Raw genomic sequence first — 25659 nt, 5'->3', positions numbered from 1 at the left:
CCAAGGGCGATGGAATCCTTTCGCTTGCCGGAGCGAGCGTCGTGCTCGTGTTTCGCATGACGCCTGCATGAACTCGTCGTGCTGCAACCGGCATCACCGGCAGATATCGGTGATCCAGGCCGAGGAGCGAAATCATGATGCGCCGTATCGCCGTTGTCGGTGACGAGTTGGAAACCGGGGGACACATCGTTGCATACGCAGGGCCGCCATTCACGTTTGGCGACGCTGCCCATCAGGTTGCGCTAATCGGCGGCCTCGCGTTCTGCGAAGCATGCGGAAGTACTGGACAGATTGCCAAGGCCGGCGGACCGAAGCGTATCGAATTCATGGGCGAAACGGCCGTCGATGGTGACATCGTTTTGTGCCGGTGCGCGACACCGCCACGCATCGTCGCGGTGCTCTCCGGCAATTCATGGTGCGATGATGAAGCGGAAACGGAAGGCATCGCTTGTTCCGGATCGAATCCGCAACGCAATATGGCGGCCGTAGCCGCGGGCGTCTATGACGAATGCGTTCGCGCCGTCGGAAACGGCGCAGTGCCGGATTATCCGTACATCATCGAAACATCGGACGGGCGTGTTCACTCGGGCCGACTCGATGCCACCGGATACCTGCCGCGTGTTCATACGAGCCATGAGGGCACGTACACGGTCTATTGGGGCGACGAAGCGCTCGCACGACTGAGCGGGGATGCGTAATGCCAAACGCAAAAACAGTCGTGAGGACGACCACCGTGCAAAACTCGCACAAGGAAGTCCAACTGAAGTCGGTGACGTTTTCCGAACTCTGGAACAACTATGCTCACGGAAATCCGTACGCCGATCCAAACGGACAGTACCAGAACCAGTGCGCCATCCGGATGAGTGTAACGCTGCACAACGTCGGCATCGAGATGAAGTCGTTTTCGCAGAAGCGGGTCTGGCCAATGCCAGGCAAGCCGACACTGGGTCGCCTCATGCTCAATGGCAAATCGACGGCCACACGCGCATACGAGTTTGCGGAATGGTTGAAGCTGCGCCCGATCGCAGGACTACCCGCTCCGGAGAACGTGACCGGCCCCGATTGGGAAAGCCGGGTCAGAAATCGCACCGGCATCATTTTTTTCTTCGGGTACTGGCAACAACAGGGCGACGCTGCCGACGACTTTAGCGGTGGACATATCGACCTCTGGAACGGTTCTCGCCTCCCGGTATCCAGTACGAGAGGTATCTTCGCCTCGATAGGCCGACGAATCGGAATATCCAGCCTGCAGATTCCGCTCACGGATCTCGGCTACTCCGATCTGGCGAAATCGAAAACCATCCTTTTCTGGGAGATCAGGTGAAACGTGCCGGATTTTCGCTTGCGTACTGGATCGCGGGCCTGATCACGACCTGGTTTGCATGCTGGATCGGGAGCCGAATCGACTGGCGCATTCATATCGGTTTGCGGTGGCCTTCCGATCGGAATTCTTGCCATGAAATCGACCTCTGCTCTCCGCCGTGGCCGACTACCATTCTGCTCATTGCGTTTCTGATCGGGCCATCACTTGCATTCGCCTTCACGGGTTGGAGAATCAGTCGGCACCGCGTCACAACAAAAAAATTGATATCTTCTTTGATGGCCTTGGCAGTTCCCACGATGCTCGTGTACATCGGCACCTATGTCATTCGATAGCTTGATCGAATGAACAACGGTGAGAATGCGCTCTTCGTCGGATGGCCGGAAACGGATGGTGCCGCGTGCGTCGATGCGGTCATCGACGATTGCCTGCGGATGCTCGGCGCCCGCGCGTAACGCGCCGTCGGCGCACAGCCATGAAAAAGGGCGCCCGAGGGCGCCCTTCGTCCATCCGGACCGCTTTGCCAGTGGCCGATCAGTTCGTCCGCGAATTGTGCTTCTGCAGATACGCGATCAGCCCGTCGATCCCGCCCGACGCGAGCTGGCTCTTGAACTGGCCCTGGTAGACCTGGATCAGCCACGCGCCCGACATGTCGATGTCGTAGATCTTCCAGTCGTTGCCGACCTTGCCGAGACGATAGCCGACCGACTGGCTGTCGCCCGGCGTCGTGACCGTCGACTGGACGAGCGCGTCGGCGCCCGACGCACCGCCGGCCTTGAACGAGAACTTCGCATCCTGGCCGCCGAGCTGCGCGAGCGATGCGGCGTAGGTACGCGTCATCAGCAGCTTGAACTGCTTGTACAGCTCCTGCTGCTGTTGCGGCGTGGCCTGCTTCCACGCGTCGCCGACCGCGATGCGGGTCGTGCGCTCGAAGTTGGTCGCGGGCAGGAAGCGCTGCTCGACGACTGCCGAGACCTTCGCCATGTCACCGCCGCGTGCGGCCGGATCGGCCTTCATCGCGTTGACGGTGCCCTCGACCGCATTGCGGACGATGTCGACCGGCGCGCTCTGCGCGAAAGCGGAAACCGACACGGCGGCCGCCGCGACGAAAGCAAACAGATGACGTTTCATACGAATATCGCTCGATGAGAAAAAACGACCGGTTCATTGCACCGGCCGACGAAGCAAAGTATACCGGGCCTGACGCCTCGGTGTGCCGACGTGACCGACTGTTACCTTTCAGCCTCCTTTGTCACAGGCGTGCAGCGGCGCGTCGAGGCAGCGCGGCGCCGATTATGTAAATATCCCCTTACAAACCGGCCGGCCACCGGTATCGATTCCGCCGCCGCGAACAAATCTCCTTCCCTCCCCGAAACCCCCAACGTCACGACCGCCGCCACGCTGCGCCGGTATACTTGGCTACTTTGCCCTTGCCAGCCGCTCCCCACCGCCACATGGTGACATCTCTCATCGTCCGACTCGTTGCATGGTCGGTACGCCGCCCCGTCTGGGTCGTCGTGCTGTCGCTCGTCGTCGCCGCGCTCAGCGGCGTCTATGTCGCGCAGCATTTCAAGATCAACACCGACATCAGCAAGCTCGTCGATGCGGAACCGCAATTCGCCGCGCTCGGCCAGGCCGTCGACAAGGCGTTTCCGCAACGCAACGGCACGATCCTCGCGGTCGTCGAGGCGCCCGCGCCCGAATTCGCGAATGCCGCCGCGCAGGCGCTGACCGAAGCGCTGCAGAAGGATGCCGACGCCGGCCGCATCGGCCAGGTCGCCGAGCCCGGCGGCGGGCCGTTCTTCGAGCACAACGGGCTGCTGTTCCTGTCCCCGCAGGAAGTCACCGATACGACCTCGCAGCTCGCGAGCGCGCGCCCGCTCGTCAACGAACTCGCGAAGAACCCGAGCCTCACCGGGCTCGCCACGACGCTGTCCACCACGCTCGGCCAGCCGCTGCTGACCGGCCAGGTGAAGCTGCCCACGATGGCGAAGCTGCTCGCCCGCAGCGCCGCGACGGTCGACGACGTGCTGGCCGGCAAGCCGGCCGCGTTCTCGTGGCGCGCACTGGTCGACAACGATGCCGCGCGGCAACCCGCGCGCGCGTTCGTCACCGTGCAGCCGGTGGTCAACTACGGCGCTCTGAAGGCCGGCGCGGCAACCAGCCAGGTGATCCGCGACGCGGCCCGTTCGATCGACCTCGAGAAGCGCTACGGCGCCGTCGTGCGCCTGACCGGCGAACAGCCGCTCGCCGACGACGAATTCGCGTCGGTCGAGGATGGCGCGGCGCTCAACGGCGTCTTCACGCTGCTTGCCGTGCTCGTCATCCTGTGGCTCGCGCTGCGCTCGAAGCGGATGATCGGCTCGGTGCTCGTCACGCTGTTCGTCGGCCTCGTCGTGACCGCCGCGCTCGGCCTCGCGATGGTCGGCTCGCTGAACATGATCTCGGTCGCGTTCATGGTGCTGTTCGTCGGCCTCGGCGTCGATTTCTCGATCCAGTACGGCGTGAAGTACCGCGAGGAGCGCTTCCGCGATCCGCGCATCGATCACGCGCTGATCGGCGCCGCGCACTCGATGGGCATGCCGCTCGCGCTGGCCACCGCGGCCGTCGCGGCGAGCTTCTTCTCGTTCATCCCCACCGCCTATCGCGGCGTGTCCGAACTCGGCCTGATCGCGGGCGTCGGGATGTTCGTCGCGCTGCTCACCACGCTCACGCTGCTGCCCGCGCTGCTGCGCCTGTTCGCGCCGCCGGGCGAATCGAAGACACCGGGCTTCCCGTGGCTCGCGCCGGTCGACGATTACCTCGACCGCCATCGCAAGCCGATCCTGATCGGCACGCTCGTGGTCGTGGTCGGAGCGCTGCCGCTGCTCGCGTTCCTGCGCTTCGACTTCAACCCGCTGCACCTGAAGGATCCGAACAGCGAATCGATGGCGACGCTGCTCGCCCTGAAGGATTCGCCGGAGGCGGCCGTCAACGACGTCACGCTGCTCGCGCCGACGCTCGCGGAGGCCGACGCGGCCGCGAAGCGCCTCGACGCGCTGCCCGAGGTCGGTCGCACGACCACGCTGTCGACCTTCATCCCCGCCGACCAGCCGGCCAAGCGCGCGGCGATCGCCGCCGCCGCGAGCGACCTGCTGCCCGCGCTGACTCAACCGCCCGCGCCGCCCGCGACCGACGCGCAGCGCGTCGCCGCGCTCAAGCGCGTATCGGACCTGCTGAGCTACGCGGCCGAGGATCACCCGGGCCCGGGCGCGGCCGCCGCGCAGCACCTGTCGGCGTCGCTCGCGAAGCTCGCCGCCGCGGATGCCGCCACGCGCGACCGCGCCGAGCGTGCGTTCTCCGACACGCTGCGTATCGCGCTCAACCAGCTCGCGTCGCTGCTGCAGCCGCAGGACGTCACGCGCGAATCGCTGCCGCCGCAGCTCGTGCGCGACTGGGTCGCGCCGGACGGCCATGCGCTCGTGCAGATCTCGCCGAAGGTGCCGAAGGGCGTCGACCCGAACGACGACACGATGCTGCGCCGCTTCGCGAAGACCGTGAAAGCCGCGGAGCCGGGCACGACCGGCGGGCCGATCTCGATCCTGCATTCGGCCGACACGATCATCAACGCGTTCCTGCATGCGGCGCTGTGGTCGATCATCTCGATCACGGTCCTGCTGTGGGTCACGCTGCGCCGCTTCGGCGACGTGCTGCGCACGCTGGTGCCGCTGCTCGTGTCGGGCGTCGTGACGCTCGAGCTGTGCGTCGTGCTCGGCATGCCGCTCAACTTCGCGAACATCATCGCGCTGCCGCTGATGCTCGGCGTCGGCGTCGCGTTCAAGGTGTATTTCGTGATGGCATGGCGCGCGGGGCAAACCGGGTTGCTGCACTCGAGCCTCACGCATGCCGTCCTGTTCAGCGCCGCGACGACGGCGACCGCATTCGGCAGCCTGTGGCTGTCGCACCACCCGGGCACGTCGAGCATGGGCAAGCTGCTCGCGCTCGCCCTGACCTGCACGCTGATCGGCGCCGTGGTGTTCCAGCCCGTCCTGATGGGCAAACCGCGCGTCAAACGCGCCAAGAACCAATCGCAAGGAATCAATGAATAAGGTGCGAATCATTGCGGCGACCGTTGCCGCCAGCGCAGTGCTGTCCGGCTGCGCGACGGGACCGGACCGCAACCCCAACGACCCGCTCGAGCCGATGAACCGGGCGATGTACAAGTTCAACGACACCGTCGACACGAACATCGCGCAGCCGATCGCGAAGGGGTACCAGAAGGTCACGCCGACACCCGTGCGCACCGCGATCAGCAACTTCTTCTCGAACCTCGGGGATCTCGGCAACATCGCGAACAACCTGCTGCAGCTCCGCATCACCGATGCCACCGAGGATCTGATGCGCGTGGCGATGAACTCGGTGTTCGGCGTGGCCGGCCTGATCGACATCGCGACGCCGGCCGGGCTGCCGAAGCATCACCAGGACTTCGGCCTGACGATGGCGCGCTGGGGCGTGCCGTCGGGCCCGTATCTCGTGCTGCCCGTGTTCGGGCCGAGCACGATCCGCGACGGCGTCGGCCGCGCGGTGGACGTGCGCTTCAACCTGCTGAACTACATCGAGCCGGCCGCGCGCAACCCGATGTACATCGCGCAGTTCATCAGCGCGCGTTCGGACCTGCTCGGTGCGACCGACCTGCTGAAGCAGGCCGCGCTCGATCCGTATTCGTTCGTGCGCGACGCATACCTGCAGCAGCGCAAGTCGCTGACGTATCGCAGCCAGTCGTCGTCGGCCGCGCTGCCGACCTACAACGAGCCGGGTGAAGCGGGCGCCGTGCCGGCCGCAACGCCGGCCGTGCCGGGGCTGCCGAACTACGAGGATCCGGGCGAGTCGGGCGGTGCATCGGGCGCCACGCCGAACAATGCGCCGGCCGCGCCGGGGCTGCCGCAGTACGACGATCCGGGCGCGGACAACGCGATGCCGGCGAGCGCGCCGGCCGCTGCTTCGGCCGCTGCGCCGGCGGCGGCATCGGCGGCGGCATCGGCGGCCGCACCGGCGACGCCTGCGAGCGCGCCGGCCGTGCAGCAGTAACGCTGCACCGGCGGTCGCCGCAAAGACAAAGAGCGCTGCATCTGCAGCGCTCTTTTTTTGTCCGTGAGAAACGGAAAACCGGGGGAGAAGGGCGAGACAGGCGCGCGCGCCGCTCAGGCGATCCGCATCGCGCCCGCGCGCTCGAACGCATGCCGCGCCTGGATCAGCGTCGTGCGCGCCGCACGCGCGTCGCTCGCGACCTGCAGCAGCGGGCCGAGCTGCGACGGCTGCTTCAGTAGTTCGCGCAGGATCGGGAGGATCGCCGTGCTGCCGTCGTCGCGCAGGCCGGCCGTCGCCGCGCTCGGCAGCGTGCGCCACGCCGGATCGACGATCGCGCGGCACACCGCAAACGGTACGCCGCGCGCGGCCGCGAAGGCCGCCGCGATATGCGACTCCATGTCGACGGCGAGCGCGCCCTTCGCGCGATGCAGCGACGACTTGTCCTGTTCGCTGATGACCGGTGCGCCGACGGCCGCGATCGTGCCGCGCGTGACGCGCGCCCAGACCGGCGTGTCGTGCAGCGCGGCGACGAGCCGTGCGCTCCAGCCCGCGTCGGTCTCGACGCGGCCGAACGGCCCGTCGATCGCGTTCGCGACCACCAGCGCGCCGGGTGCCAGGTCGCGCGCGAGCCCGCCTGCCGTACCGAAGCTCACGATGCCCGCGCAACCGCGTGCGGTCGCCTCGGTCAGCGCGCGTTCGAGGCGGTCGGCCCGTGCTGCAAAGACGGCTTCGACGCCGTCGCCGCGCGCGATGCGCGCCTCGAACGCCATCCCCGTCACGGCGATGACGGGCAACGAGCCGGTGGATTTCGGCGCCACGCGTTACAGCCCGACCGTCACGCGCGTCGTGTTGTCGCGCTTCAGGTTGCGATAGCGGGCGAGCGCCCACAGCGGGAAGAACTTGCGATACCCGTGGTAGCGCAGGTAGAACACGCGCGGGAAGCCCGTCGCCGTGAAGCGCGCCTCGTCCCACAGGCCTTCTTCGTTCTGCTCGGCGATCAGGTAGTCGATGCCGCGCGCCACCGCCGGGTTGTTCACCTCGCCGGCCGCCATCAGGCCGAGCAAGGCCCACGCGGTTTGCGACGCGGTGCTCGGCGCCTGCTCGAAGCCGCGATAGTTCAGCTTGTAGCTGTCGCCGTCCTCGCCCCAGCCGCCGTCCTTGTTCTGGATCGACAGCAGCCACTGCGCGCCGCGCTTCATGCGCGGATCGTCCGGCGTCAGGCCGGCCGCGTTCAGCGAGCACAGGGCCGTCCACGTGCCGTACACGTAGTTCATCCCCCAGCGGCCATACCAGCTGCCGTCCGGTTCCTGCTCCTTGAGCATGTAGTCGAGTGCGCGTCGCGCCGGCTCGCTGTTCAGCGGCGTCTCGCCGAGCTGCGACAGCATCGACAGGCAGCGGCCCGACACGTCGGCCGTCGGCGGATCGAGCAGTGCGCCGTGATCCGAGAACGGGATGTTGTTCAGGTAGTACTGCGTGTTTTCCGGTTCGAACGCGCCCCAGCCGCCGTCGCTGCTCTGCATCCCGACGACCCACTCGCGCGCACGCGCGATCGAATCGCGATACGCATCGTTCTGCTTGAGTTGCTGCGCGCGCTCCATCGCCACCGCGACCACCGCCGTATCGTCGACGTCCGGGTAGTGCGCGTTCGCGTACTGGAACGCCCAGCCGCCGGGCCGCACGTGCGGGCGGCGCGAAATCCAGTCGCCGCGCACGTCGAGGATCTGCAGCGGACGCAGCCATTCGAGGCCGCGGATCGCGGCGTCCTCGGCACGCGCGTCGCGCGTTTCGAGCAGCGCATGCGCGGCGAGCGACGTGTCCCACACCGGCGACAGGCACGGCTGGCAATATGCTTCGTCCTCCTGCACGACGAGCAGCTTCTCGATCGACTTGCGCGCGATCGCGCGGTTCGGGTGATCTTCCGCGTAGCCGAGCGCGTCGTACATCATCACCGAGTTGGCCATCGCCGGATAGATCGCGCCGAGGCCGTCCTCGCCGTTCAGGCGCTCGTCGACGAACGACACGGCCTGGCGGATCGCGCGTTCGCGCGTGTAGTTCGGGAACAGGCCGTCGACCGCGCGCAGCGCATGATCCACCACGCGGAAGAACGCGAACCAGCCGGCGCTCTGGTGGCCCTGGCGCGGCAGCAGCCCGGCGTTGACGGGCGGATCGATGAACAGTTCGTCGATGCGCACGCCGCGCGGGTTCTTCGCGAGCGGGCGCTTAGCGTTCAGCACGAGCAGCGGCACGATCACCGTGCGCGCCCAGTACGACACCTTCGACAGATGGAACGGGAACCACTGCGGCAGCAGCATGATCTCGACCGGCATCATCGGCACCGCGCGCCACGGAATCGCACCGTACAGCGCGAGCTGGATGCGCGTGAACACGTTCGACATCTCGGCGCCGCCCATCGCGTGGATGGCACGGCGCGCACGCTGCATGTGCTCGGCGTTCTCGTCGTCGCCGATCACCTTCAGCGCGAAATACGCTTTCACGCTCGCGCTGATGTTCGGCGCGCCGTCGGTGAACAGCGGCCAGCCGCCGTCGGCCTGCTGGATACGGCGCAGATACTTGCCGATCTTCTGTTCGAGCTCGAGGTTCGGCGTCTCGCCGAGATAGTGGACGAGCAACACGTATTCGGCGGGAATCGTCGAATCGGCTTCGAGTTCGTAGACCCAGTGGCCATCCGCGTTCTGCGCAGCCAGCAGCGCGTCGGTCGCACGCGCGACGGCCGTATCGACGCCGGCCGGCACGGCGCCGGCGGCCAGGGTAGCCATTTCGGTGAGATCGTTCATCGGTCCCTCTTTTACTTACTGTGTCTGGAGCACGTCCGCGGCCAGTTGGCCGGAGCGGATCGCGCCCTCGATCGTGGCGGGCAAGCCGGTGGCAATCCAGTCGCCCGCCAGCACAAGATTGGTCCAGCGCGTACGTACGGCCGGACGTTTCATTTCCTGCGACGGCACCGCCGCAAAGCCCGCGCGCGGCTCGACGACGAGCTGCCACGCGGGGATGGTTTCCGGGTTCGCGCCGGTCACGCGCGCGACGTCTTCCCAGATACGCCGCGCGAGCGTGTCGCGCGGCGTATCGAGCCAGCGGCCCGCGTCGCGGATCGTCGCCGCGAGCTGGCCGCCACCGGTGCGCACCGCATCGACGACGCCGTTGATGACGCTGGTCTGCAGCGGATTGCCGGCCTGCGCTTCACCCGCAAAATATGCGGTCACGACCGCGCTGAACGTGTCGGGCGCGGTGAGCTCCGGCACGAGCGGCTGCGCGACCTCGGGCGGCACGGCCAGCACGACGGCGTCGCCCGGTGCGAGATCGATCCGCTCGCCGCCGACCGAAACCGCATCGACCGCGTTGCCGTGCGCGCCGAATTCGAACGCGTCGAGCCGCGAGTTCAGCCGGATCTGCGCGCCGCCGTGCTGCAGCATCCGCAGCGCCGGTTCGACGAATGCGCTGCCGAGGCCGTGTCGCGCGACGAGCGGACGGCAAGCGGGGCCGCCCGCGGAAAACGTGCTGCACAGCGCCGCGCGCGCGAGTTCGGCACTCGCATGGCGCGGCTCGACGTTCAGCACACCGAGGAAATACGGCCGCAGCCAACGTTCCCACAACATGCCGTCGCATCGCATCGTCTGTGCGAGCGAGCGGCCCATGCGCGCGAACGCGAGCGGGGCGAGCGCGAGGTAGTCGAGCGGCGTCGTGGCCGGCGCGCGCGACGCGGCATCGAACAGCCACGACGGCCAGCGCCCGTTGCCGAAGCGCAGCGTCCAGCGCTGCTGCGACGCGACGTCGACGACCAGGAATTCAGGCAGCGCCGGCCCGGCGAGCTGGTCGGCCGCGCCGATCGCGCGCAGGTAGCGCTGCGTCGCGGGCTGTCCCGCGAACACCGTGTGCAGCCCGCTGTCGAGCGTCGTGTTCAGCGTCCCGTCGAACCAGGAGCGGCAGCGGCCGCCCGCATGCGCGTGCGCGTCGTGCAGCACGATGCGCCGCCCGCGGCGTTGCAGTTCGACCGCGGCCGACAGGCCGGCAACGCCGGCGCCGATCACGTGGACGGTTCTGGGCATCGACTCGGTCGGCTCAGAACAGCGCGTAGCGCGCGGCGATCATCAGCATGCGCGCTTTCGGCTTGCGCAGCGGCGCGCGCGGGAAGGCAAAGCCGCGTGCGATCGCGGCTTCGAGAATGCAGCGATACGCGCCCGACATGATGCGCGGCGCCTTCACCTGCGCACGCGGGCAGGTGTCCATCACCGCGTCGGCCTCGCGGAAGTGCTCGAGCGCGCGCTCGACGAGCGTCGCGCACACGCGCGGCAGCGCAGGATCACGCACGATCGTCGCCGGGTCGGTGATCGCGATGCCTTCGCGCGCGAGCAGTTCGCGCGGCAGGTAACAACGGTTGATCGCAGCATCGTCGTCGATGTCGCGCAGGATGTTCGTCAGTTGCAGCGCGCGGCCGAGGTGATGCGACAGCTTGATCCCTTCGGCTTCCGGCATCCCGAAAATCCTCACCGACAGACGGCCGGCCGCGCTCGCCACGCGATCGCAGAAGAGGTCGAGCGTCGGTTCGTCGGGTGCGCAGATGTCTTCGACCGCATCCATCGCCATCCCGTCGATCATCGCGTGGAAGTCGTCGCGCTGCAGGTTGAATGCGCGGATCTCGCGGTCGAGCGCGACCAGGTGGCGCGGCGGGCGGCCCGCGAAGCACGCGTCGATGTCCGCGCGCCAGCGATCGAGGCCCGCGTTGCGCTCGACGCGCGGCAGGTCGCTGTCGGCGATGTCGTCGACCGCGCGGCAAAACGCATAGACCTGGAACATCGCATCGCGCTGCACGGCCGGCAGGATGCGCATCGCCAGATAGAAAGAACTGCCCGATGTGACGGCAGCGGCGTCGGTTTCTTGTTCGTCCACGACGGAATTGGAAACGGCCAAGACGAGCTCCACGGAGACACCCACGCGGGGCGATTGAAGAAGCCATGCCCGGCGGGGATGGTCAGGGTGTCAAATGCATGCGAGATGTGCGAACGATCGACGCAGACATGCACAAATTACCGGCCGGAAGCCGGAATTGGGCGAAAGTATAGCAATCTTTGAAGTTCGATGGCGGACACGCGCCACGGGCGGCGGCATGCCGGAAGCCGTTGGCCGGCAAGCGCGGCCGGCGTGGGCGGGCCCCGGTGCCGGCGGCGCGTCAGCCGTAAACGATGTCGCGTTGCAGGTCGAGCGCAATGAGCCCCATTTCGCGGGTGAGCTGCAGCATCGAGCGGCGTTCGAGGCGCGAGCCCATGAAGCTGGTCACGCGGCCGTCGGGCTCCGCGGTGAACTGGAATGTCGCGCCGCCCGTGCCGAACCATGCGCCCGGCACATCAGGCGATTCCTGCCAGTCGATCTGCGCGAACACGCGTGCGATGCCCGCACGCACCAGGTCGCCCGGGCCGATCGGCGGCGCGATGTCGCCGAGATCGTCGAGCGAATAGGGGCCAGGCTTGTCCGGCCTCCGGTAGAAGAGATAGTCGACGTTCATGGGGCGCAATCGGAGGCAAAGCAACAAATTAGCGCGGTTCGCGATAAATTCAAATCAGATACGAACGAAATGTGGCCTGTACGAGACAAGAGGACGGATCGAAGCCGGCCCGTCTGGGCGCACACGGGTTCGTCTAAGATGACACCTTTCTCAAAATCTGAAGAGCCGGACATCATGGAGACGAACGTAAGCGCCACCCCGCAGTCCGATCATCCCGTTTTCGTGCTCGTGCACGGCGCCTGGCACGGCGCGTGGTGTTACGCGCACGTCGCGGCCGCGCTGGCCGCGCGCGGCCACCTGTCGATCGCGCGTGACCTGCCCGCGCACGGCATCCACGCCCGCTTTCCCGCCGCCTACTTCGCGCGCCCGCTCGACAAGGACGCGTTCGGCGCCGAGCCGTCGCCGGTCGCGAACACGACGCTCGACGATTACGCCACGCAGGTGATGCAAGCGGTCGACGATGCGTACGCGCTCGGCCACGGCAAGGTCGTGCTCGTCGGGCACAGCATGGGCGGCCTTGCGATCACGGCGGCCGCCGAACGCGCGCCGGACAAGATTGCGAAGATCGTCTATCTCGCGGCCTTCATGCCCGCGTCGGGCGTGCCTGGCCTCGATTACGTGCGCGCACCTGAAAACAAGGGTGAAATGCTCGGCCCGCTGATGCTGGCGAGCCCGCGCGTTGCCGGTGCGCTGCGCATCGATCCGCGCAGCAGCGACGCCGCGTATCGCGAGCTCGCGAAGCGCGCGCTGTACGACGACGTGCCGCAGGCCGACTTCGAGGCCGTCGCGAACCTGATGAGCTGCGACGTGCCGGCCGCGCCGTTCGCGACCGCGATTCCGACGACCGCCACGCGCTGGGGCGCGATCGACCGTCATTACATCAAGTGCCTGCAGGATCGCGTGATCCTGCCCGCGCTGCAGCAGCGCTTCATCGACGAAGCCGACGCGTTCGTGCCAGGCAACCCGACCCACGTGCATCAGCTCGACAGCAGCCATTCGCCGTTCATGTCGCAGCCGGCCGTGCTCGCCGGCGTGCTGGCCGACATCGCGAAAAGCTGAGCGCGGCACGCGCCCAGGGGCATCCGCCCCACGCACGGCGGGCGGATGCGCTACCTATGCATACGCGACCGACCGGTCGCGCCCGAGCCGCTTCGCGCGATAGAGCGCGGCGTCGGCCTCGTTGACGAGCACGTCGCAGGTCGGCGCGCCCGCCTTCGCACACGCGCCGCCGACGCTCGCCGTCACCGGCACGCTGACCCCTTCGGCATCGACCGGCACGCTGCCGATCGCATCGCGCACCTTGTCGGCCACCAGCATCGCCTCGTCGAGATTCGTGCACGGCAGCAGCAGCGCGAATTCCTCGCCGCCGAAGCGGCCGAACGTATCCTGCGCGCGCACGATCGACGCGACGCGGCGCGCGGTCTCGCGCAGCACGGCATCGCCGGCCGCATGCCCGAAACGGTCGTTGATCGTCTTGAAGTGATCGAGATCGAACAGCAGCACCGACAGGTCGCCGCCATAGCGCTGCCAGCGCGCGAATTCGTCGCCGAGCCGCGCCTCGAAGAAGCGCCGGTTCGCGATGCCGGTCAGCCCGTCGCGATTCGCGTGTTCGCGCAGCTTCGCGACCGCTTCCTCGCGCTCGCGCTGCATCACGCTCACGTGCGTGACGTCCGAGATCGTCACGCACACGGCTTCGACGTCGCGGCCGCGCGTGAGCGGCATGAACGTGCAGTCCTGCTGCATGTAGTCGACGCCGCCCGTGATCGGCCGGTCGTGCTCGAAGCGAAACAGGTAGGGCCGCTGCTCCCACGAGCTGAACGCGAAGCTGCCGAGCTGGAACACGCTCTCGAGCTTGCGCGACAGCCACGCGCGCGGCAGGTCGGGAAAACGGTCGAACAGGTTGCGGCCGATCACGTCCGCGGCGGGGATGCCGCTGTGGTCCTGCATGAAGCGATTCCACATCAGCACGGTCATCGCGCGGTCGAGCACGAACAGGCCGAAGCCCACCCGCTCGATCACGAGGTCGCTCAGCGACGAGGTGGCGGCCGTCATAGCGCGGACAGCAACGCGTCGAGCGCGTCGCCCATCAGCCGGATCGAATCCTCGGCCATCAGCATCACGAAGTGAGCCCGGAACGCGTGGTCCTCGAGCCCGAAATTCACTTCCAGCAGCAATGCCACGCTCCATGCCAGCTCGGTCGGCTGGAATACGTCGTCGAACGACACGTTCGCGCCGAGCAGCCCCGGCGGAAAGAACACGGGCTTGCGGCCGAGCTCGTCGAGGATCGACGCGACGCACGCGCCCATCAGCACGTTCGCGACGTCGAACACGACTTCGTCGGGTGTCGCCATCCCGCCGTACACGCCATCGCCGAATGTGCGGTCGACGACCGACATGAGCCGCGCGATGCTCGCGGTGCGGCACAACACGATCGCTTCGCCCTTGATGTCGGAACGAAACCCCTGGCGCACGGCGGTCACGTTGTCGTGAATGCCCGTCATCTCGCGCAGCGCGTCACCCGCGTCGGTCGCTTTCACGACCCGCACGCGCGGCACCGACAGCTCGATGAAGTGCCCGAGCAACAACGCGAGCCGCGCGGCGGCGCGGCCCATTGCGAGGTTGGCGATTTCCTGCAACGCGTCGCGTTGCTCCGCCGTGAACACCGAGTCAGGCATACAACCCATACTCCTTGAGAATGGGCAGCAATGCCTCCGACGTCACGGGCTTGGCTACGAATGCGATCGCGCCCAATTCGCGCACGCGTGCTTGCGCCTGCGGCTGAATATCGGCGGATACCACGATCACGAACGTGTTCAGATCTTCGTGGCGCAGTGTCTCGAGAACCTGATATCCGCTCATGTCGGGCATCGTCAGGTCCAGAAACATCACGGAAGCTTTGCCGTCACGATAGAGCGCCAGGGCCTCTCGACCATTCGCGGCATACGCGACTTCGACGTCCCAGCCTCCCGGCAGCGCCTTTGTCAGAAGTTTGCGAGCGAGCAGCGAATCGTCGGCAATTACAATTGGCAAAGGCATGGGGCGATGCGGTGTACGGAATGGTCTCTCTCGCGTTAACGACCGCGCGGCGCACTTCTTTAGGCGCTATGCGTTCGGGTGCGGGCAACCGTCTGGCGGCCACGCGCGGGCGCCGCGACGCGGGTGCGCGCGACGCACCGCGCGGCGAACGCCGGCGGGCGCATATATCTGTCATAGGGAAAGCAAGGCGCGATTCTCTGAGTAAACCGGAGGCGATGCAACTCGCCATTTTCACCATTTCGAACAGAATTGATCCGAACACGCGCCATTCCGAAAACAGCCACGACCATTTTCGAGATAAGCACGCAAAATTTTTCCTTGTGTACGTTTGCGCTGCCGGATTCGTCGCGTTTTCAATCTGACAATTTCCCCCTGTCGAAATCGACAGGATGGCCGGCGTCCCGGGCCGTGCGGCGGCCCGTCGCAACTCGTTTATGATGGCAGGCACCTCCGCCTCACCCGCTTTCTCGATGACGTCCGACCGGCCCGCCGATTCCCACGCTCCCGCCTCCCCGCCCGCCGACGACTGGCAGGACGACGGCAACTATGCGTCCGGCGCGCCCGAGCACGACTTCGCGGTGCGTCGCGTGACGCTGATCGTGCTGCTCGTCGCGGCGATCGTGCTGCCGTGCATCTACGTCGTAGTGATGGCGTACAACGACCTGAAGACACGCGAGGCCGCCGCGAGCGACGTGACGATGCGCACCGTGCGGGTGGCCGAGGAGCACGCGCTCAAGGTGTTCGACCTGAGCGAAACGCTCGATGCGCGCATCGTCGATCTCGTGCAGGACATGGACGACGCAACCGTGCGCAACCGGGAGTCCGACATCCACGAAGCGCTGAACACGATCGGCGGCGGCTATCCGCAGGTGGCCGCCGTGTCGATCTTCGGCGCGAGCGGGATGCTGCTCGCGAACAGTCTCTACTATCCGGCGCCCTATGCGTCGATCGCGAACCGCGACGACTTCGCCGGCATCCGCGACGGCAAGGTCATCGAACACATCTCGCGGCTGATGATGGGGCCGCTCAAGCTCGAGAACATTCCCGTGTTCAACACGGGCGTCGCGCGGCGCCATAGCGACGGTTCGTTCGCCGGGATGGTGTCGATCGCGTTGAAGTCGTCGTATTTCAACGCGTTCTACCGCGACCTGCTCGGCGGCGCGAGCACGCAGATGACGATGGCGCTCGCGCGCTCGGACGGCGCGGTGATCGCATCGTATCCGCCGCCGCCGGCGCTCGCGCACACCGATCGCGCCGTCACGTTCGGCGACGCGCGCAACGATCCGCGCGCCGGCGTCGTGCACGTGCGCCACGACGGCGCGAGCAGCGAGATCGTCGCGTATCGCCAGGTCGGCAGCTATCCCGTCTACGTGACATGCTCGTACCGCACGTCGGCGATCTGGCATGAATGGTACGAACACCTGAGCGTGCTGTTCATCTCGATGTTCGCACCGTCGGTCGCGCTGTGGTCCGTGATCTGGCTGTCGCTCAAGCGGCTGAAGGCGGAAGAGGAGGCGTGGGACCGCTGGCAGGCCGAAGCGTCGATGCGGCGCTCGATCGAATCGGCGTACCGGCAGTCGCGCAAGATGCAGGCGCTCGGCAATCTCGTCGGCAGCGTCGCGCACGACTTCAACAACCTGCTGATGATCATCTCGAGCAACGTGCAGATCGCGCGGCGGCGCGGGGTCCAGCATCTCGACAAGGAACTCGGCGCGATCGAACGCGCGCTGAAGAACGGGCAGTCGCTCACGCGCCAGCTCCTCGGTGTCGCGCGCAAGCAGCCGTTGCACAACGAAACGATCGACGTCGGGCACTGGATCGGCACGTGCCACGAACTGCTGAAGACTTCGCTCGGTTCGAAATCGTCGCTGGTCGTCGCGATCGAGCCTGGTGTCTGGCCGATCCGCGTCGACGTCGCGGAGCTCGAACTCGCGGTGATCAACCTCGCGGTCAACGCGCGCGACGCGATGGTGACGGGCGGGCGCTTCACGGTCGGCGCGCGCAACGTGACGCTGCGTCGCGAGGACGGCTTTCCGCTGACCGGCGATTTCGTGCAGATCTCACTCGACGATACGGGTTCGGGCATGGCGCCCGACGTGCTCGCGCGCGCGTTCGAACCGCTGTTCACGACGAAGGCGCAGGGGATGGGGACGGGGCTCGGCCTGCCCCAGGTGTTCGCGTTCTGCGAACGCTCGGGCGGCCTCGCGACGATCGACAGCGCGGTCGGCGCCGGCACGTCGGTGCGCCTCTACCTGCCGCGCGCACGCGTCGAGGATATCGTCGCGCGGCCGCCGGCGGCCGTGCAGGATGCGGGGGCAGGGGCGCTCGCCGGGCTGCACGTGCTGCTCGTCGAGGACAACAGCGAAGTCGCAGCCGGCACCGAAGCGCTGCTGTCGCTGCTCGGGCACCGCGTGACCTACGCGCCCACCGCCGACGACGCGTTGCGCCTGATCGAAGGTGCTGCCGCGAACGACGCGTTCGACCTCGTGATTTCGGATATCCACATGCCGGGCCGCCTGAACGGCATCGACCTCGCCGAAGCGGTCGAACAGCGGCCGGAGAAACTGCCCGTGATACTCGTCACGGGTTACGCGGAGGAACTCGACCGCACGCGCACCGTCAACGTCCGCGTGCTGTCGAAGCCGTTCGACATCGCGCTGCTCGACGAGATCCTGCTGGGCATCCGTGAAGCGCGCGATGCACGACACGCGCGGCACGCCGGCACGTGACCGGCTGTGAGCGGGCCCGTGCCGGCGGCGTGATCGGCTGTGGCGCTCAGGCCGACTTCAGCAAGCGCACCCAGCCTGTGTAGCGATCGACGAAGCCCTGCAGGAACTTGCGGGTGTCTTCACTGACGATCTGGCCCTGATCGTCGATGCGCGCCGGATCGTGCTTGATGAACATTTCGGGCTGCCCGAGCGTCTTCACGTCGAGATACGCGAGCACGTTACGCAAGTGCTGTTGCGCGAGCGCGGTGCCCGTCGCACCCGGCGACGTGCCGAGCACGGCACCCGGCTTGCCCGACCACGAGTTGGAACCCCACGGGCGCGAGCCCCAGTCCAGCGCGTTCTTCAGCACGCCCGGAATCGAGCGGTTGTACTCGGGCGTGAAGAACAGCAGCGCGTCGGCGGCCTCGATCGACTGCTTGAAGCGCTTCGCGACTTCCGGGAAATCCGCGTCGTAGTCCTGGCTGTATAGCGGCAGCTCGCCGATCTCGACGAACTCGAACGAGAAATCGACGGGGGCGAGCGAGATCACGGCGTGTGCGAGCGCGCGGTTCGACGAAGCGCGACGCAGGCTGCCGACGACCACAGCGATGCGATAGGACATGGCATTCTCCTTCCGGTGAGTGAGGAATCGGATCGATTGCTTCCGATCGAGCGACAAAGGTCTGTTTATAGGCAAGCCAGCCCGCGAACCGCCCCACGGGGCCGTACGGCCGACTTTCCACAAGGTTTTCCACAGAAATTGTGGATAACTCGGCCGTTATGTTCCGACGTTACAGATTGCCTACCGCGGGTCGTTGACGACTCGCGACACAGGGTTCGGCAAGCATAGCGCAGCGCGTCGGCCGGTTTCGTGAATTCGTGACGGAACATGCATTGCAGGCCGGCACCGCGCCCAGTAAGCTGCTGGCACTGCGATACGCCCGCCTGTGGCGCACGCGCGATCGCTTCGAGACACTTGCAACCCATCCATGCCGTCCGCCTACGACGATCCCGTTTATCTCGCGCAACTGCGGCGCGACCTGCTGCGCTTCGCGCGGCTCCAGCTCCGTGATGCCGACGCGGCCGAGGATGCGGTTCAGGAAGCGCTTGCCGCCGCTTGGTCCCATGCGGGCGATTTCGCGGGGCTGTCGGCGCACAAGACCTGGGTGTTCGGCATCCTGCGCAACAAGCTGATCGACGTGCTGCGCGCGCGGCAGCGGACGGTGAGCCTGTCCGCACTCGATGCCGAGCTCGATGGCGAATCGGTACTCGATCGCGAGCTGTTCAAGGAAAACGGGCACTGGGCCGCGCATGCGAAGCCGCGACCGTGGCCGCGCCCCGACACGCTGTTGCAGCAGCAGCAGTTCTGGACGCTGTTCGAGGCGTGCCTCGATCACCTGCCCGAGCAGATCGGGCGCGTGTTCATGATGCGCGAATTCCTCGACTTCGAAATGACGGACATCTGCAGCGAATTGACGCTGACGACGAATCACTGCAGCGTGCTGCTTTACCGGGCGCGCACGCGCCTGCGAACCTGCCTGAGCGAACAAGGACTGACGACCAAAGATGCTGCCGGGGAAATGTACTGACGTGACGCGACTGCTGTCGGATGCGCTCGACCGGCATCTGACCCTGCATGAGCGCCTGCAGGTGCGCGTACACCTGCCGACCTGCAGTGGCTGCAGAGCCTATCGCGGGCAGATCGCGCTGCTGCGGACGGCCGCGAAAGCGGCGGCGGGGCGGGGGCCTGCCCCGGATGATGACGGTGCGTCGCCCGGGGAAGGCTAGGCCCGGATCGCGTTGACGGCGATCGTCAGGTCGGGGCCGTGGTCGCATGCTGCCCGGTGACCGGGCTGACTTCGATTGCCGATGCTCGTGCGAGTGCTTGCGCCCGGCTGACGCAATCAGAAAAATACGGCGGACAAGAATTATTCGAACAGTGCCTGCACCGATTCGGGCGGCCGGCCGATGGCGGCCTTGCCGCGATAAACGACGATGGGCCGCTGCAGCAGAATCGGATGAACGGCAATTGCCGCATAGGCATCCGCATCAGTCAGATCGACGCGGGCAAGATTCAGCGCCTTGTATGGCTCCTCACCGTCGCGAAGCATGTCGCGAACCGGGCGACCAAGCTGCCGATGCAGCGCTTCCAGTTCCTCGATCGTCGGCGGCGTCTTCAGATACTCGACGACATTCAACGGCGCACCGGTGGTATTCAGCGACTCGACCAACGCAAGCGTCTCGCGCGACTTCGAGCATCGGGGGTTGTGATAGATCGTGATCATCATTCAGGCCTGGAGGGTAGAGCCCTGTATTGTAGCCAGTCTGTATTGAGGGCCTGGTGGGGCGAGCGGCGAGGAATCGGGAGATCGGGTGCGGATTCGCTGCTTCGCAGAGGCAGGTGGATGAGGCGATGCGATGGACCGCGAGAGGGGAGTGCTGGTCGGGGCGCACTTAAATGAATTGGTTGGTTTATGCGCATAAAGGCGCGCGGGATTCTTTCACGGGATGGTGAACGAAGGTGCGCACGCTTGGCCAATACAATGGGGTTTGGCCTGCAAAGGGTGTCGCCGGTGGCGTCGCAGGCCGGTTGGTTTATGCGCATAAAGCGGCCGATTGCCAAGCGCGGGGACCTCGCGATTCGCAGCGCGGTGAATGCAGACGCTTCGGCGCGTCGGTGTGATGCCTGCTCGGTGTGATTGCTGCGTCGGTATGCTGCCTCGCAAGTCGGTCGCCCCGCACTGGATTCCGGCGGTCGGGGTGACCTTCGTTACTCGCCCTCTAGCGATCACGGTTTATGCGCATAAACGTAGCGCCTGGATAGCGCGTTGGGTCGACGTACACCGGTCAAGTGGGATACGTCGATGCGGCATAACCAGCCAGGGTGTACCAGTCACAACCTACGATCAGACGCACCAGCCCTCCCGGTACGATCGCGCGCCACGCTTTCCGCGGGGAGTTTATGCGCGCAAACTCCCCAGCTCTCAGCCAAAGCTACCCATCGAACGATAGGGCAGTGCACGCGGTACGCGCGGCAACTCGCTACTCTCACCGACGACGACACACTCGACGCCGCCGAGTCGCTCACCGACCTCTCGGATATCCGTCACGCCATCAGATCGTCGCTTCGTTTATGCGCATAAACCGATAGCCCAAATGGCCAATGCGTAGATGTCGAACGACAATTTCATTGAAATTCAAATATCGTCCTGTAGAATTCCAACGACCAAAATAGGAGTGAAAATTGGCCGCGGAAATCATTGCAGTCACTCAACAAAAAGGTGGCGTCGGCAAAAGCACGATTGCCATGCACCTCGGTGCCGCGTTCCATGAAAAAGGGAAGCGCGTCCTCGTCATCGACGCAGACCGTCAAAACACACTGGTTCACTGGTCGAGCGCATCCGGCGACAGCGACACCGGCATTCCATTTCCGGTCGTCAACCTCGCCGAAGCCGATGGCCAGATCCATCGCGAGATCAAGAAGTTCATCAACGACTACGACATCATCGTCGTGGACTGCCCGCCGTCGATCACCGAGAAGGTATCGGGTGTGGTCCTGCTGGCTGCATCGATTGCCGTGATCCCGACGTCGTCGTCGCCGGCCGATTACTGGTCGAGCGTCGGGCTGGTCAAACTGATCCAGCAGGCGCAGGTCATGAACGAAGACCTCCGCGCCGTCTTCCTGCTGAACAAGACCGAAGAGAAGCGCATGCTGACCCGCGAGCTCAAGCGTGCGCTCGAGGAACTCGGCTTCCCGTTGCTGAAAACGCAGATCCCGACCCGGGAGGCGTACAAGCAGGCGATGGCGCTCGGTCAGACCGTGCTGCAGATGAACGATCGTGGCGGCAAGCTGGCCGCCGCAGAAATTCGCGCATGCGCCGACGAAATCGTCGCCATGCTGCCCTGACTTTATGCGCACAAAGGAGTCACATGAAACCCTCCCAATTTGCCAAAGGATTCCAAGCGCGCCCGGATATCACGACGAGCGAGAAGCGCACCGCGCTCGATCGACTCAATGCGATCGACGGCATCGTCAAGTCCGAGACGCCCACTCCGGCGCCGACCAAATCCGCGAAGAAAGACATCGCGCCGCCGCCCGCTCCCGACTTCACGCTCGATCCGTCGATCGATGAATCGGCGCAATATCGCGCGTGGCGTCTCGAGAACCGCTATGCGCCGGGGCAGGTGATCGAGCTGCCGCTTAAGGCGATCAAGCATAGCCCGTTCAATCCGCGGCACTTCTATCTGAAGTCGTCGATTGCCGAACTCGCGGTCAACCTCGCAAAGCAAGGTCAGCAGCAGGCGATCCACGTGATTCCGGACTACGAGAACCCGGGCACGTACTTCGTCAGCGACGGCGGCCGTCGCGTGCGGGCATTGAAGGAAGCGAACAAGGAATCCGTCAAGGCGATCGTGATCGACGTGCCGATCGGCATCCAGAGCTACAAGCTCGGCTACGATCTCAACGTCCAGCGCGATTCGCAGACGGTGTTCGACAACGCGGTCGTGTGGCGCCGCTTCCTCGACGACAAGCATTTCCAGAGCCAGAAGGAGCTCTCCGAGCACCTCGGCCTCGACGAATCGACGGTGGCCGTCGCGCTGTCGATCGGCAAGCTGCCGGAAGCGATCATGCAGGAAATGGTCGCGCGCCCTGATCGCTTCGGTTCGAACATGGCGTATCAGGTCGGCCGCTATCACAACGCGCGCGGCACCGAGGCCACGCTGCGACTGATCAACAAGATCGTGTCGGACGATCTCAGTACGCGTCAGGTGTCGGACATCGTCAAGGGCCGCGTCGCGGCGCAGGAAACGCCGAAGGCCGCGGGCCGTCAGCGCTATGCGCAGCGTCTCGAGATCAAGCTCGGCGGGAAGTCGGTCGGCGACCTGAAGTCGTATGGCGAAGATCGCATCGAATTGCGCCTGCGCGGTCTCCCGAAGGACAAGCGCGACGCGATCCTCGAGCAGCTCGAGCGGATGCTGTTGTCGGAGTGATGGAAACGGCCGGCAGGGCCTGGTGAGGACGCCGGGCCCGCCAATCGAGGGCGGGGCCGGCGGCGGCCCGTCAGCGGGCCTGAGCGGGCCTCAAGCGGCCCGCGACTGGTTCAGCGTGAACGACAGCAGGTCGCCGTCCGTCGGCTCACCCCAGGTCCTCTGGGCCAGCCAGTCGAAAAAGGCCGTCTCGGCCAGCTTGGAATCGAGGCCGCGCTTGCGCCAGTCATCGCGCAGATGCGTGCCCATCGTCGGCAGCGCCTCCGATTCGAACGACTCGCGGGCCACTTCGCGCTCCGCGTCGCCCTGCTCTTCGTACAGCACCTTTGCTTCCTTGCGCCGGAACGCCGCGAACTCGCTCAGCAGGCGTGCCTTCAGATCGTCCGGCTGGGCTGCCGCAATCTTCGGGGACGGCGTGCCGGCAGGCAGCGCGTCGACCGACTCGACCGGCGGCGCATAACCCTTCTTCAGTGCATCCTTGAACAACGCCGGCGCGCTGCGCACCGGCGGCAGCGTCGTGCTGCGCATCCGCTGCTCGGTCATCTGCAGCGCGGCACGAATGCGGTTCTCCTCGCTATCCGCGTAGAGCGTCTGCGCTTCCTTCAACGGGATCCCGAGCTTCACCATCCGGTCGACCAGCGTGCTGTCGAACACGTTCGGGTGTTCGTCGAGCGCGAGCATCGGCTGCTTGCGTTCGGTCACGCGGAACTGGATCTCCGCGACCCGGCGCCCTTCACGGTGCTCGATCAGCTCAACGAAGATGTTGGTGACCGCATTGACTTCCGCGATCGCGGGACGCAGATAGTCGCGCTTGAAGTACTTGTACTCGCGCTTCGCCTCGTCGCCGGCTTCCGTGTCGGGCGTGCCCGACAGGATCGGCCGCCACCATTCCCACGGCTCGCGCATCGTCAGGTGGCTCGGGTTCGTCAGGTAACGCACGCAGATTTCGTACAGCGCGAGACCGGCGCTGCTGCGCAGCTGGCTCTGGAACTGCAGGCTCAGACGCGCATACTGGACCGGGTCGAGCAGCTTCTTCTTGATCTTCGGCGCGAACGAGAATTCGACCCACACGCGGCGGGTCGCCGGATCCTCGAGAATTTCCGCGTCGGCGATCAGCGTCGAGATCCCCCACTTGCGGCCCGGCTTCTGGCTCGACGTCCCCGTGCTCCATTCGACCTGCACCGACACCATGCGGCGCAGGTGTTCCTTCACCAGCGCGGTGTCGTTCGAATCGAAGGCGGAGTTGGCGACGATATCCGACAGCAGCGCACGATACGTATCGCCCGAGTCGTCGGCCTGCTGCGCCACGGCCAGCAGGACATTGAACAGCTTGCGAGTGAGGAGCGTGATCTTGCCGCTCTTCGGCTGAATTGCGATCGCCTCGACGGCCTTCCGCAATTCGGCTGAACTGGCACTCACCACATCCACATCGGTTTTCTTGGCGCGCTTCGTCGTGGCCATACGTCGGGTCGGAGGAGAAGTTTTCCGGAAGGATAGCGCCTGCGGTGAAGTGCGTCCAGAACGACATGCTCACCATAGCGGGTGAAGTGCGCGTGCAAAACGGCACTCACCCCAGGCGCTCCCGAAAACCCTCACCGCTCCGGATTTGCAGCGTTCCGGACTCGTCCAGACGTGCTGCGGGATGCGCCGATTCACAGAATTTCACCTGTGCGCGATACGTGCGAAATGACCTCCCGTATCGGCTCACCTTTCGATTTGTCGTAATTTTACGACTGCGCAGCCGTGCATTCGGCACAGGGTTGCGATCCCGCGTCGGCGCGCCTCCCGATCACCCTCCATCGGCCTGTATGCATGTACAGGCGTGACTTACCGGGAGATCGGAATCGGATCCGGCATCCCGAAAGACGCCTGCGAAACCGGCCGGCGCGACCCGATCAGGCGTGCTTTGCCGGCCCGGGCGCGCATTGTACAGCGCACAAACCGTATCGGGTCCCGAAAATACTCACCTCGAGCACAGTGCCTTTATTCGTCCGAATATCGGCGAATGCCCGACACGCGCGGGATTCGCTACCAAGGTCTCCCGAAAACGCTCACCTTACCGAAAAATCGCTGTGCGTCCCGGGGCAAGGAAACGACTCCCGAAAAATCTCACCGTAACCGCCTCGGTATCAAAAATCCCAATGCGTTCCGATACTTATGCACAGAATGCATTTGGCTGTGCGTCGCCGACAGCCCCCGAAAAGCCTCACCTTTCGACGGAAATCCTTCATACGACAACCTCGTGTCGGGCCCCGAAAAATCTCACCTGTGCCAAAAAGTGGCACAGCAAAAACGAGATTTCTCCCAGTCCTGGCGGGCTTTTCGATGAACCCAGTCGTTCACAGGTCCCGAAAAGCCTCACCTTTGACCATTTTTCGGGCAAATTCCATTCCCGAAAAGTCTCACCTGTGGCCGGAATCACAGCCTGTGATCAGGGCCCCGAAAAATCTCACCTCAAGGGGATCCGGGCAGGAAAACCCGGATTTCCCTCCCGAAAAGCCTCACCTTTGGGGCTTCACAGGCCCTCACGAGCGCTTTTGCTGTGCAAAATGGCGGTCGTTTCCCGGAAATCCTCACACCAAAAACCCGTGGAGTCCCGTGAAACCTCACCTTTCAGAAAAACTGCCCAAAAGATGGGCAGAATCGGGGCGCGAAGAAGGTCCTGCAAATTCTCACCTATGTCTGCACAGGCAGAAAACTGTGCAGTCAGGCACCGCGCGGGTTCTATGGCTGTGAGGCCCCGAAAAACCTCACCTTTGGTAAATCTCGTGTTTCACTGTGATCCCGAATCCGCTCACGACCTTTCCCGCAACGGCTCACGCAGCTCCCTGAACCCCATCACTTCAGCTCCCGCAGAAGATCACCTTGACTCCCGTAAAACTTCACCTTGTCGGCCGGAAAGCCTTGCAGCATAAGGCTGTGCCGTGGCGTTAACGTTTTTAACTAAGGGTTCAAGGGTGTTTACTTCTAATACTCTCAAGACATCAGGCTGCCGAGTTTTCCACAGACACCCCAACCCC

The 25659-nt window shown here is 65.5% G+C and carries 23 protein-coding genes; 11 read left to right on the top strand and 12 right to left on the bottom strand.

The window, feature by feature from the left end; genetic code table 11:
* The first annotated feature begins 134 nt into the window (after window positions 1-134).
* Window positions 135-698 carry a PAAR domain-containing protein gene (locus C5O79_RS16745; RefSeq protein WP_046548806.1) on the top strand — a complete coding sequence of 188 codons (564 nt, stop codon included), beginning with the start codon at window positions 135-137 and terminating at the stop codon, window positions 696-698.
* Window positions 698-1324, top strand: a complete 627-nt coding sequence (locus C5O79_RS16740; protein WP_122477215.1) for a type VI secretion system amidase effector protein Tae4 — start codon at window positions 698-700, stop codon at window positions 1322-1324. Before C5O79_RS16745 ends, C5O79_RS16740 begins: the two co-directional genes overlap by 1 nt.
* 531 nt (window positions 1325-1855) lie before the next feature.
* Here the strand turns inward: C5O79_RS16740 and C5O79_RS16735 are convergent.
* The gene (locus C5O79_RS16735) at window positions 1856-2452 is read right to left on the bottom strand and encodes an ABC transporter substrate-binding protein (protein WP_039340326.1); all 597 of its coding nucleotides are present in this window, start codon (window positions 2450-2452) and stop codon (window positions 1856-1858) included.
* Window positions 2453-2775: 323 nt separating this feature from the next.
* On the opposite strand from C5O79_RS16735, the gene C5O79_RS16730 reads away from it, so the two are divergent.
* Both C5O79_RS16730 and C5O79_RS16725 read left to right on the top strand, forming a co-directional pair.
* Window positions 2776-5409: an MMPL family transporter gene (locus C5O79_RS16730; RefSeq protein WP_122477217.1), complete on the top strand. Its 2634-nt coding sequence runs from the start codon at window positions 2776-2778 to the stop codon at window positions 5407-5409.
* The gene (locus tag C5O79_RS16725) at window positions 5402-6388 is read left to right on the top strand and encodes a VacJ family lipoprotein (protein ID WP_124494005.1); all 987 of its coding nucleotides are present in this window, start codon (window positions 5402-5404) and stop codon (window positions 6386-6388) included. Before C5O79_RS16730 ends, C5O79_RS16725 begins: the two co-directional genes overlap by 8 nt.
* Before the next feature lie 113 nt (window positions 6389-6501).
* Here the strand turns inward: C5O79_RS16725 and C5O79_RS16720 are convergent, their stop codons facing one another.
* From C5O79_RS16720 to C5O79_RS16700, 5 genes are all read right to left on the bottom strand, one after another.
* Window positions 6502-7158, bottom strand: a complete 657-nt coding sequence (locus C5O79_RS16720; RefSeq protein ID WP_236862390.1) for a phosphorylase — start codon at window positions 7156-7158, stop codon at window positions 6502-6504.
* A 51-nt stretch (window positions 7159-7209) separates the two neighbouring features.
* Window positions 7210-9183, bottom strand: coding sequence for a squalene--hopene cyclase (gene shc, locus C5O79_RS16715; protein ID WP_122477224.1), 1974 nt, complete (start codon window positions 9181-9183; stop codon window positions 7210-7212).
* A 15-nt stretch (window positions 9184-9198) separates the two neighbouring features.
* Window positions 9199-10452: a hydroxysqualene dehydroxylase HpnE gene (hpnE, locus tag C5O79_RS16710; protein ID WP_122477226.1), complete on the bottom strand. Its 1254-nt coding sequence runs from the start codon at window positions 10450-10452 to the stop codon at window positions 9199-9201.
* 13 nt (window positions 10453-10465) lie between these two features.
* The gene (hpnD, locus tag C5O79_RS16705; protein WP_046548814.1) at window positions 10466-11314 is read right to left on the bottom strand and encodes a presqualene diphosphate synthase HpnD; all 849 of its coding nucleotides are present in this window, start codon (window positions 11312-11314) and stop codon (window positions 10466-10468) included.
* A 259-nt stretch (window positions 11315-11573) separates the two neighbouring features.
* The gene (locus tag C5O79_RS16700; protein ID WP_046548815.1) at window positions 11574-11906 is read right to left on the bottom strand and encodes a hypothetical protein; all 333 of its coding nucleotides are present in this window, start codon (window positions 11904-11906) and stop codon (window positions 11574-11576) included.
* Between the two features lie 174 nt (window positions 11907-12080).
* Here C5O79_RS16700 and C5O79_RS16695 point away from each other — a divergent pair, with 174 nt between their 5' ends.
* A complete protein-coding gene (locus C5O79_RS16695; RefSeq protein ID WP_122477231.1) occupies window positions 12081-12965 on the top strand; it encodes an alpha/beta fold hydrolase in 885 nt (294 codons plus the stop codon).
* A gap of 54 nt (window positions 12966-13019) precedes the next feature.
* On the opposite strand, the gene C5O79_RS16690 is transcribed toward C5O79_RS16695, so the two are convergent.
* From C5O79_RS16690 to C5O79_RS16680, 3 genes are read right to left on the bottom strand one after another with little or no spacing between them, the layout of a single operon-like run.
* The gene (locus tag C5O79_RS16690) at window positions 13020-13958 is read right to left on the bottom strand and encodes a diguanylate cyclase (protein WP_046548817.1); all 939 of its coding nucleotides are present in this window, start codon (window positions 13956-13958) and stop codon (window positions 13020-13022) included.
* Window positions 13955-14581, bottom strand: coding sequence for a chemotaxis protein CheC (locus tag C5O79_RS16685; protein WP_039344650.1), 627 nt, complete (start codon window positions 14579-14581; stop codon window positions 13955-13957). Before C5O79_RS16685 ends, C5O79_RS16690 begins: the two co-directional genes overlap by 4 nt.
* Entirely contained in the window at window positions 14574-14942 is a 369-nt protein-coding gene (locus tag C5O79_RS16680) for a response regulator (RefSeq protein WP_039344648.1), read from the bottom strand. The genes C5O79_RS16685 and C5O79_RS16680 overlap by 8 nt, the downstream gene beginning before the upstream one ends.
* Here C5O79_RS16680 and C5O79_RS16675 point away from each other — a divergent pair.
* Window positions 14930-15304 carry a hypothetical protein gene (locus C5O79_RS16675; RefSeq protein ID WP_236862349.1) on the top strand — a complete coding sequence of 125 codons (375 nt, stop codon included), beginning with the start codon at window positions 14930-14932 and terminating at the stop codon, window positions 15302-15304. The two genes, C5O79_RS16680 and C5O79_RS16675, sit on opposite strands and share 13 nt — an antisense overlap.
* Before the next feature lie 108 nt (window positions 15305-15412).
* Window positions 15413-17671 (top strand): hybrid sensor histidine kinase/response regulator, encoded by a 2259-nt coding sequence (locus C5O79_RS16670; protein ID WP_046548818.1) that lies wholly within the window; start codon window positions 15413-15415, stop codon window positions 17669-17671.
* Between the two features lie 46 nt (window positions 17672-17717).
* On the opposite strand, the gene C5O79_RS16665 is transcribed toward C5O79_RS16670, so the two are convergent.
* On the bottom strand, window positions 17718-18272 hold the full coding sequence (locus C5O79_RS16665) for an NAD(P)H-dependent oxidoreductase (RefSeq protein ID WP_122477233.1): 555 nt from the start codon (window positions 18270-18272) through the stop codon (window positions 17718-17720).
* Window positions 18273-18639: 367 nt separating this feature from the next.
* On the opposite strand from C5O79_RS16665, the gene C5O79_RS16660 reads away from it, so the two are divergent.
* The gene (locus C5O79_RS16660; protein WP_122477236.1) at window positions 18640-19239 is read left to right on the top strand and encodes an RNA polymerase factor sigma-70; all 600 of its coding nucleotides are present in this window, start codon (window positions 18640-18642) and stop codon (window positions 19237-19239) included.
* Window positions 19217-19438, top strand: coding sequence for a zf-HC2 domain-containing protein (locus C5O79_RS16655; protein ID WP_047851412.1), 222 nt, complete (start codon window positions 19217-19219; stop codon window positions 19436-19438). The genes C5O79_RS16660 and C5O79_RS16655 overlap by 23 nt, the downstream gene beginning before the upstream one ends.
* Before the next feature lie 140 nt (window positions 19439-19578).
* Here C5O79_RS16655 and arsC read toward each other — a convergent pair whose 3' ends face one another.
* Window positions 19579-19938: an arsenate reductase (glutaredoxin) gene (arsC, locus tag C5O79_RS16650; protein ID WP_122477239.1), complete on the bottom strand. Its 360-nt coding sequence runs from the start codon at window positions 19936-19938 to the stop codon at window positions 19579-19581.
* Window positions 19939-20894: 956 nt separating this feature from the next.
* Between arsC and parA the strand changes: the two genes are divergently transcribed.
* Both parA and C5O79_RS16640 read left to right on the top strand, forming a co-directional pair.
* Window positions 20895-21557: a ParA family partition ATPase gene (gene parA, locus C5O79_RS16645; protein WP_011353621.1), complete on the top strand. Its 663-nt coding sequence runs from the start codon at window positions 20895-20897 to the stop codon at window positions 21555-21557.
* A gap of 23 nt (window positions 21558-21580) precedes the next feature.
* The gene (locus C5O79_RS16640; protein WP_039344630.1) at window positions 21581-22642 is read left to right on the top strand and encodes a ParB/RepB/Spo0J family partition protein; all 1062 of its coding nucleotides are present in this window, start codon (window positions 21581-21583) and stop codon (window positions 22640-22642) included.
* Between the two features lie 90 nt (window positions 22643-22732).
* Here C5O79_RS16640 and C5O79_RS16635 read toward each other — a convergent pair whose 3' ends face one another.
* Window positions 22733-24100, bottom strand: a complete 1368-nt coding sequence (locus C5O79_RS16635) for a replication initiation protein (RefSeq protein ID WP_011353619.1) — start codon at window positions 24098-24100, stop codon at window positions 22733-22735.
* Window positions 24101-25659: the final 1559 nt, after the last annotated feature.

The sequence above is a fragment of the Burkholderia sp. SRS-25 genome (genome assembly GCF_004343765.1).
In the GTDB taxonomy this organism is placed as follows: domain Bacteria; phylum Pseudomonadota; class Gammaproteobacteria; order Burkholderiales; family Burkholderiaceae; genus Burkholderia; species Burkholderia contaminans.
The sequence above is the reverse complement of the archived record's forward strand: the minus strand, read 5'-3'. Positions and strand labels throughout refer to the sequence as shown.

Bases quoted from the DNA above. Each gene is read 5' to 3' on its own strand.
- C5O79_RS16680 (WP_039344648.1), bottom strand. From the start codon at position 14,942: ATGCCTTTGCCAATTGTAATTGCCGACGATTCGCTGCTCGCTCGCAAA.
- C5O79_RS16700 (WP_046548815.1), bottom strand. From the start codon at position 11,906: ATGAACGTCGACTATCTCTTCTACCGGAGGCCGGACAAGCCTGGCCCC.
- C5O79_RS16640 (WP_039344630.1), top strand. From the start codon at position 21,581: ATGAAACCCTCCCAATTTGCCAAAGGATTCCAAGCGCGCCCGGATATC.
- arsC (WP_122477239.1), bottom strand. From the start codon at position 19,938: ATGATGATCACGATCTATCACAACCCCCGATGCTCGAAGTCGCGCGAG.
- C5O79_RS16660 (WP_122477236.1), top strand. From the start codon at position 18,640: ATGCCGTCCGCCTACGACGATCCCGTTTATCTCGCGCAACTGCGGCGC.
- C5O79_RS16745 (WP_046548806.1), top strand. From the start codon at position 135: ATGATGCGCCGTATCGCCGTTGTCGGTGACGAGTTGGAAACCGGGGGA.
- hpnE (WP_122477226.1), bottom strand. From the start codon at position 10,452: ATGCCCAGAACCGTCCACGTGATCGGCGCCGGCGTTGCCGGCCTGTCG.
- C5O79_RS16635 (WP_011353619.1), bottom strand. From the start codon at position 24,100: ATGGCCACGACGAAGCGCGCCAAGAAAACCGATGTGGATGTGGTGAGT.
- C5O79_RS16730 (WP_122477217.1), top strand. From the start codon at position 2,776: ATGGTGACATCTCTCATCGTCCGACTCGTTGCATGGTCGGTACGCCGC.
- C5O79_RS16740 (WP_122477215.1), top strand. From the start codon at position 698: ATGCCAAACGCAAAAACAGTCGTGAGGACGACCACCGTGCAAAACTCG.
- C5O79_RS16685 (WP_039344650.1), bottom strand. From the start codon at position 14,581: ATGCCTGACTCGGTGTTCACGGCGGAGCAACGCGACGCGTTGCAGGAA.
- C5O79_RS16690 (WP_046548817.1), bottom strand. From the start codon at position 13,958: ATGACGGCCGCCACCTCGTCGCTGAGCGACCTCGTGATCGAGCGGGTG.
- C5O79_RS16735 (WP_039340326.1), bottom strand. From the start codon at position 2,452: ATGAAACGTCATCTGTTTGCTTTCGTCGCGGCGGCCGCCGTGTCGGTT.
- C5O79_RS16655 (WP_047851412.1), top strand. From the start codon at position 19,217: ATGCTGCCGGGGAAATGTACTGACGTGACGCGACTGCTGTCGGATGCG.
- C5O79_RS16665 (WP_122477233.1), bottom strand. From the start codon at position 18,272: ATGTCCTATCGCATCGCTGTGGTCGTCGGCAGCCTGCGTCGCGCTTCG.
- shc (WP_122477224.1), bottom strand. From the start codon at position 9,183: ATGAACGATCTCACCGAAATGGCTACCCTGGCCGCCGGCGCCGTGCCG.
- C5O79_RS16720 (WP_236862390.1), bottom strand. From the start codon at position 7,158: ATGGCGTTCGAGGCGCGCATCGCGCGCGGCGACGGCGTCGAAGCCGTC.
- C5O79_RS16670 (WP_046548818.1), top strand. From the start codon at position 15,413: ATGACGTCCGACCGGCCCGCCGATTCCCACGCTCCCGCCTCCCCGCCC.
- C5O79_RS16695 (WP_122477231.1), top strand. From the start codon at position 12,081: ATGGAGACGAACGTAAGCGCCACCCCGCAGTCCGATCATCCCGTTTTC.
- C5O79_RS16725 (WP_124494005.1), top strand. From the start codon at position 5,402: ATGAATAAGGTGCGAATCATTGCGGCGACCGTTGCCGCCAGCGCAGTG.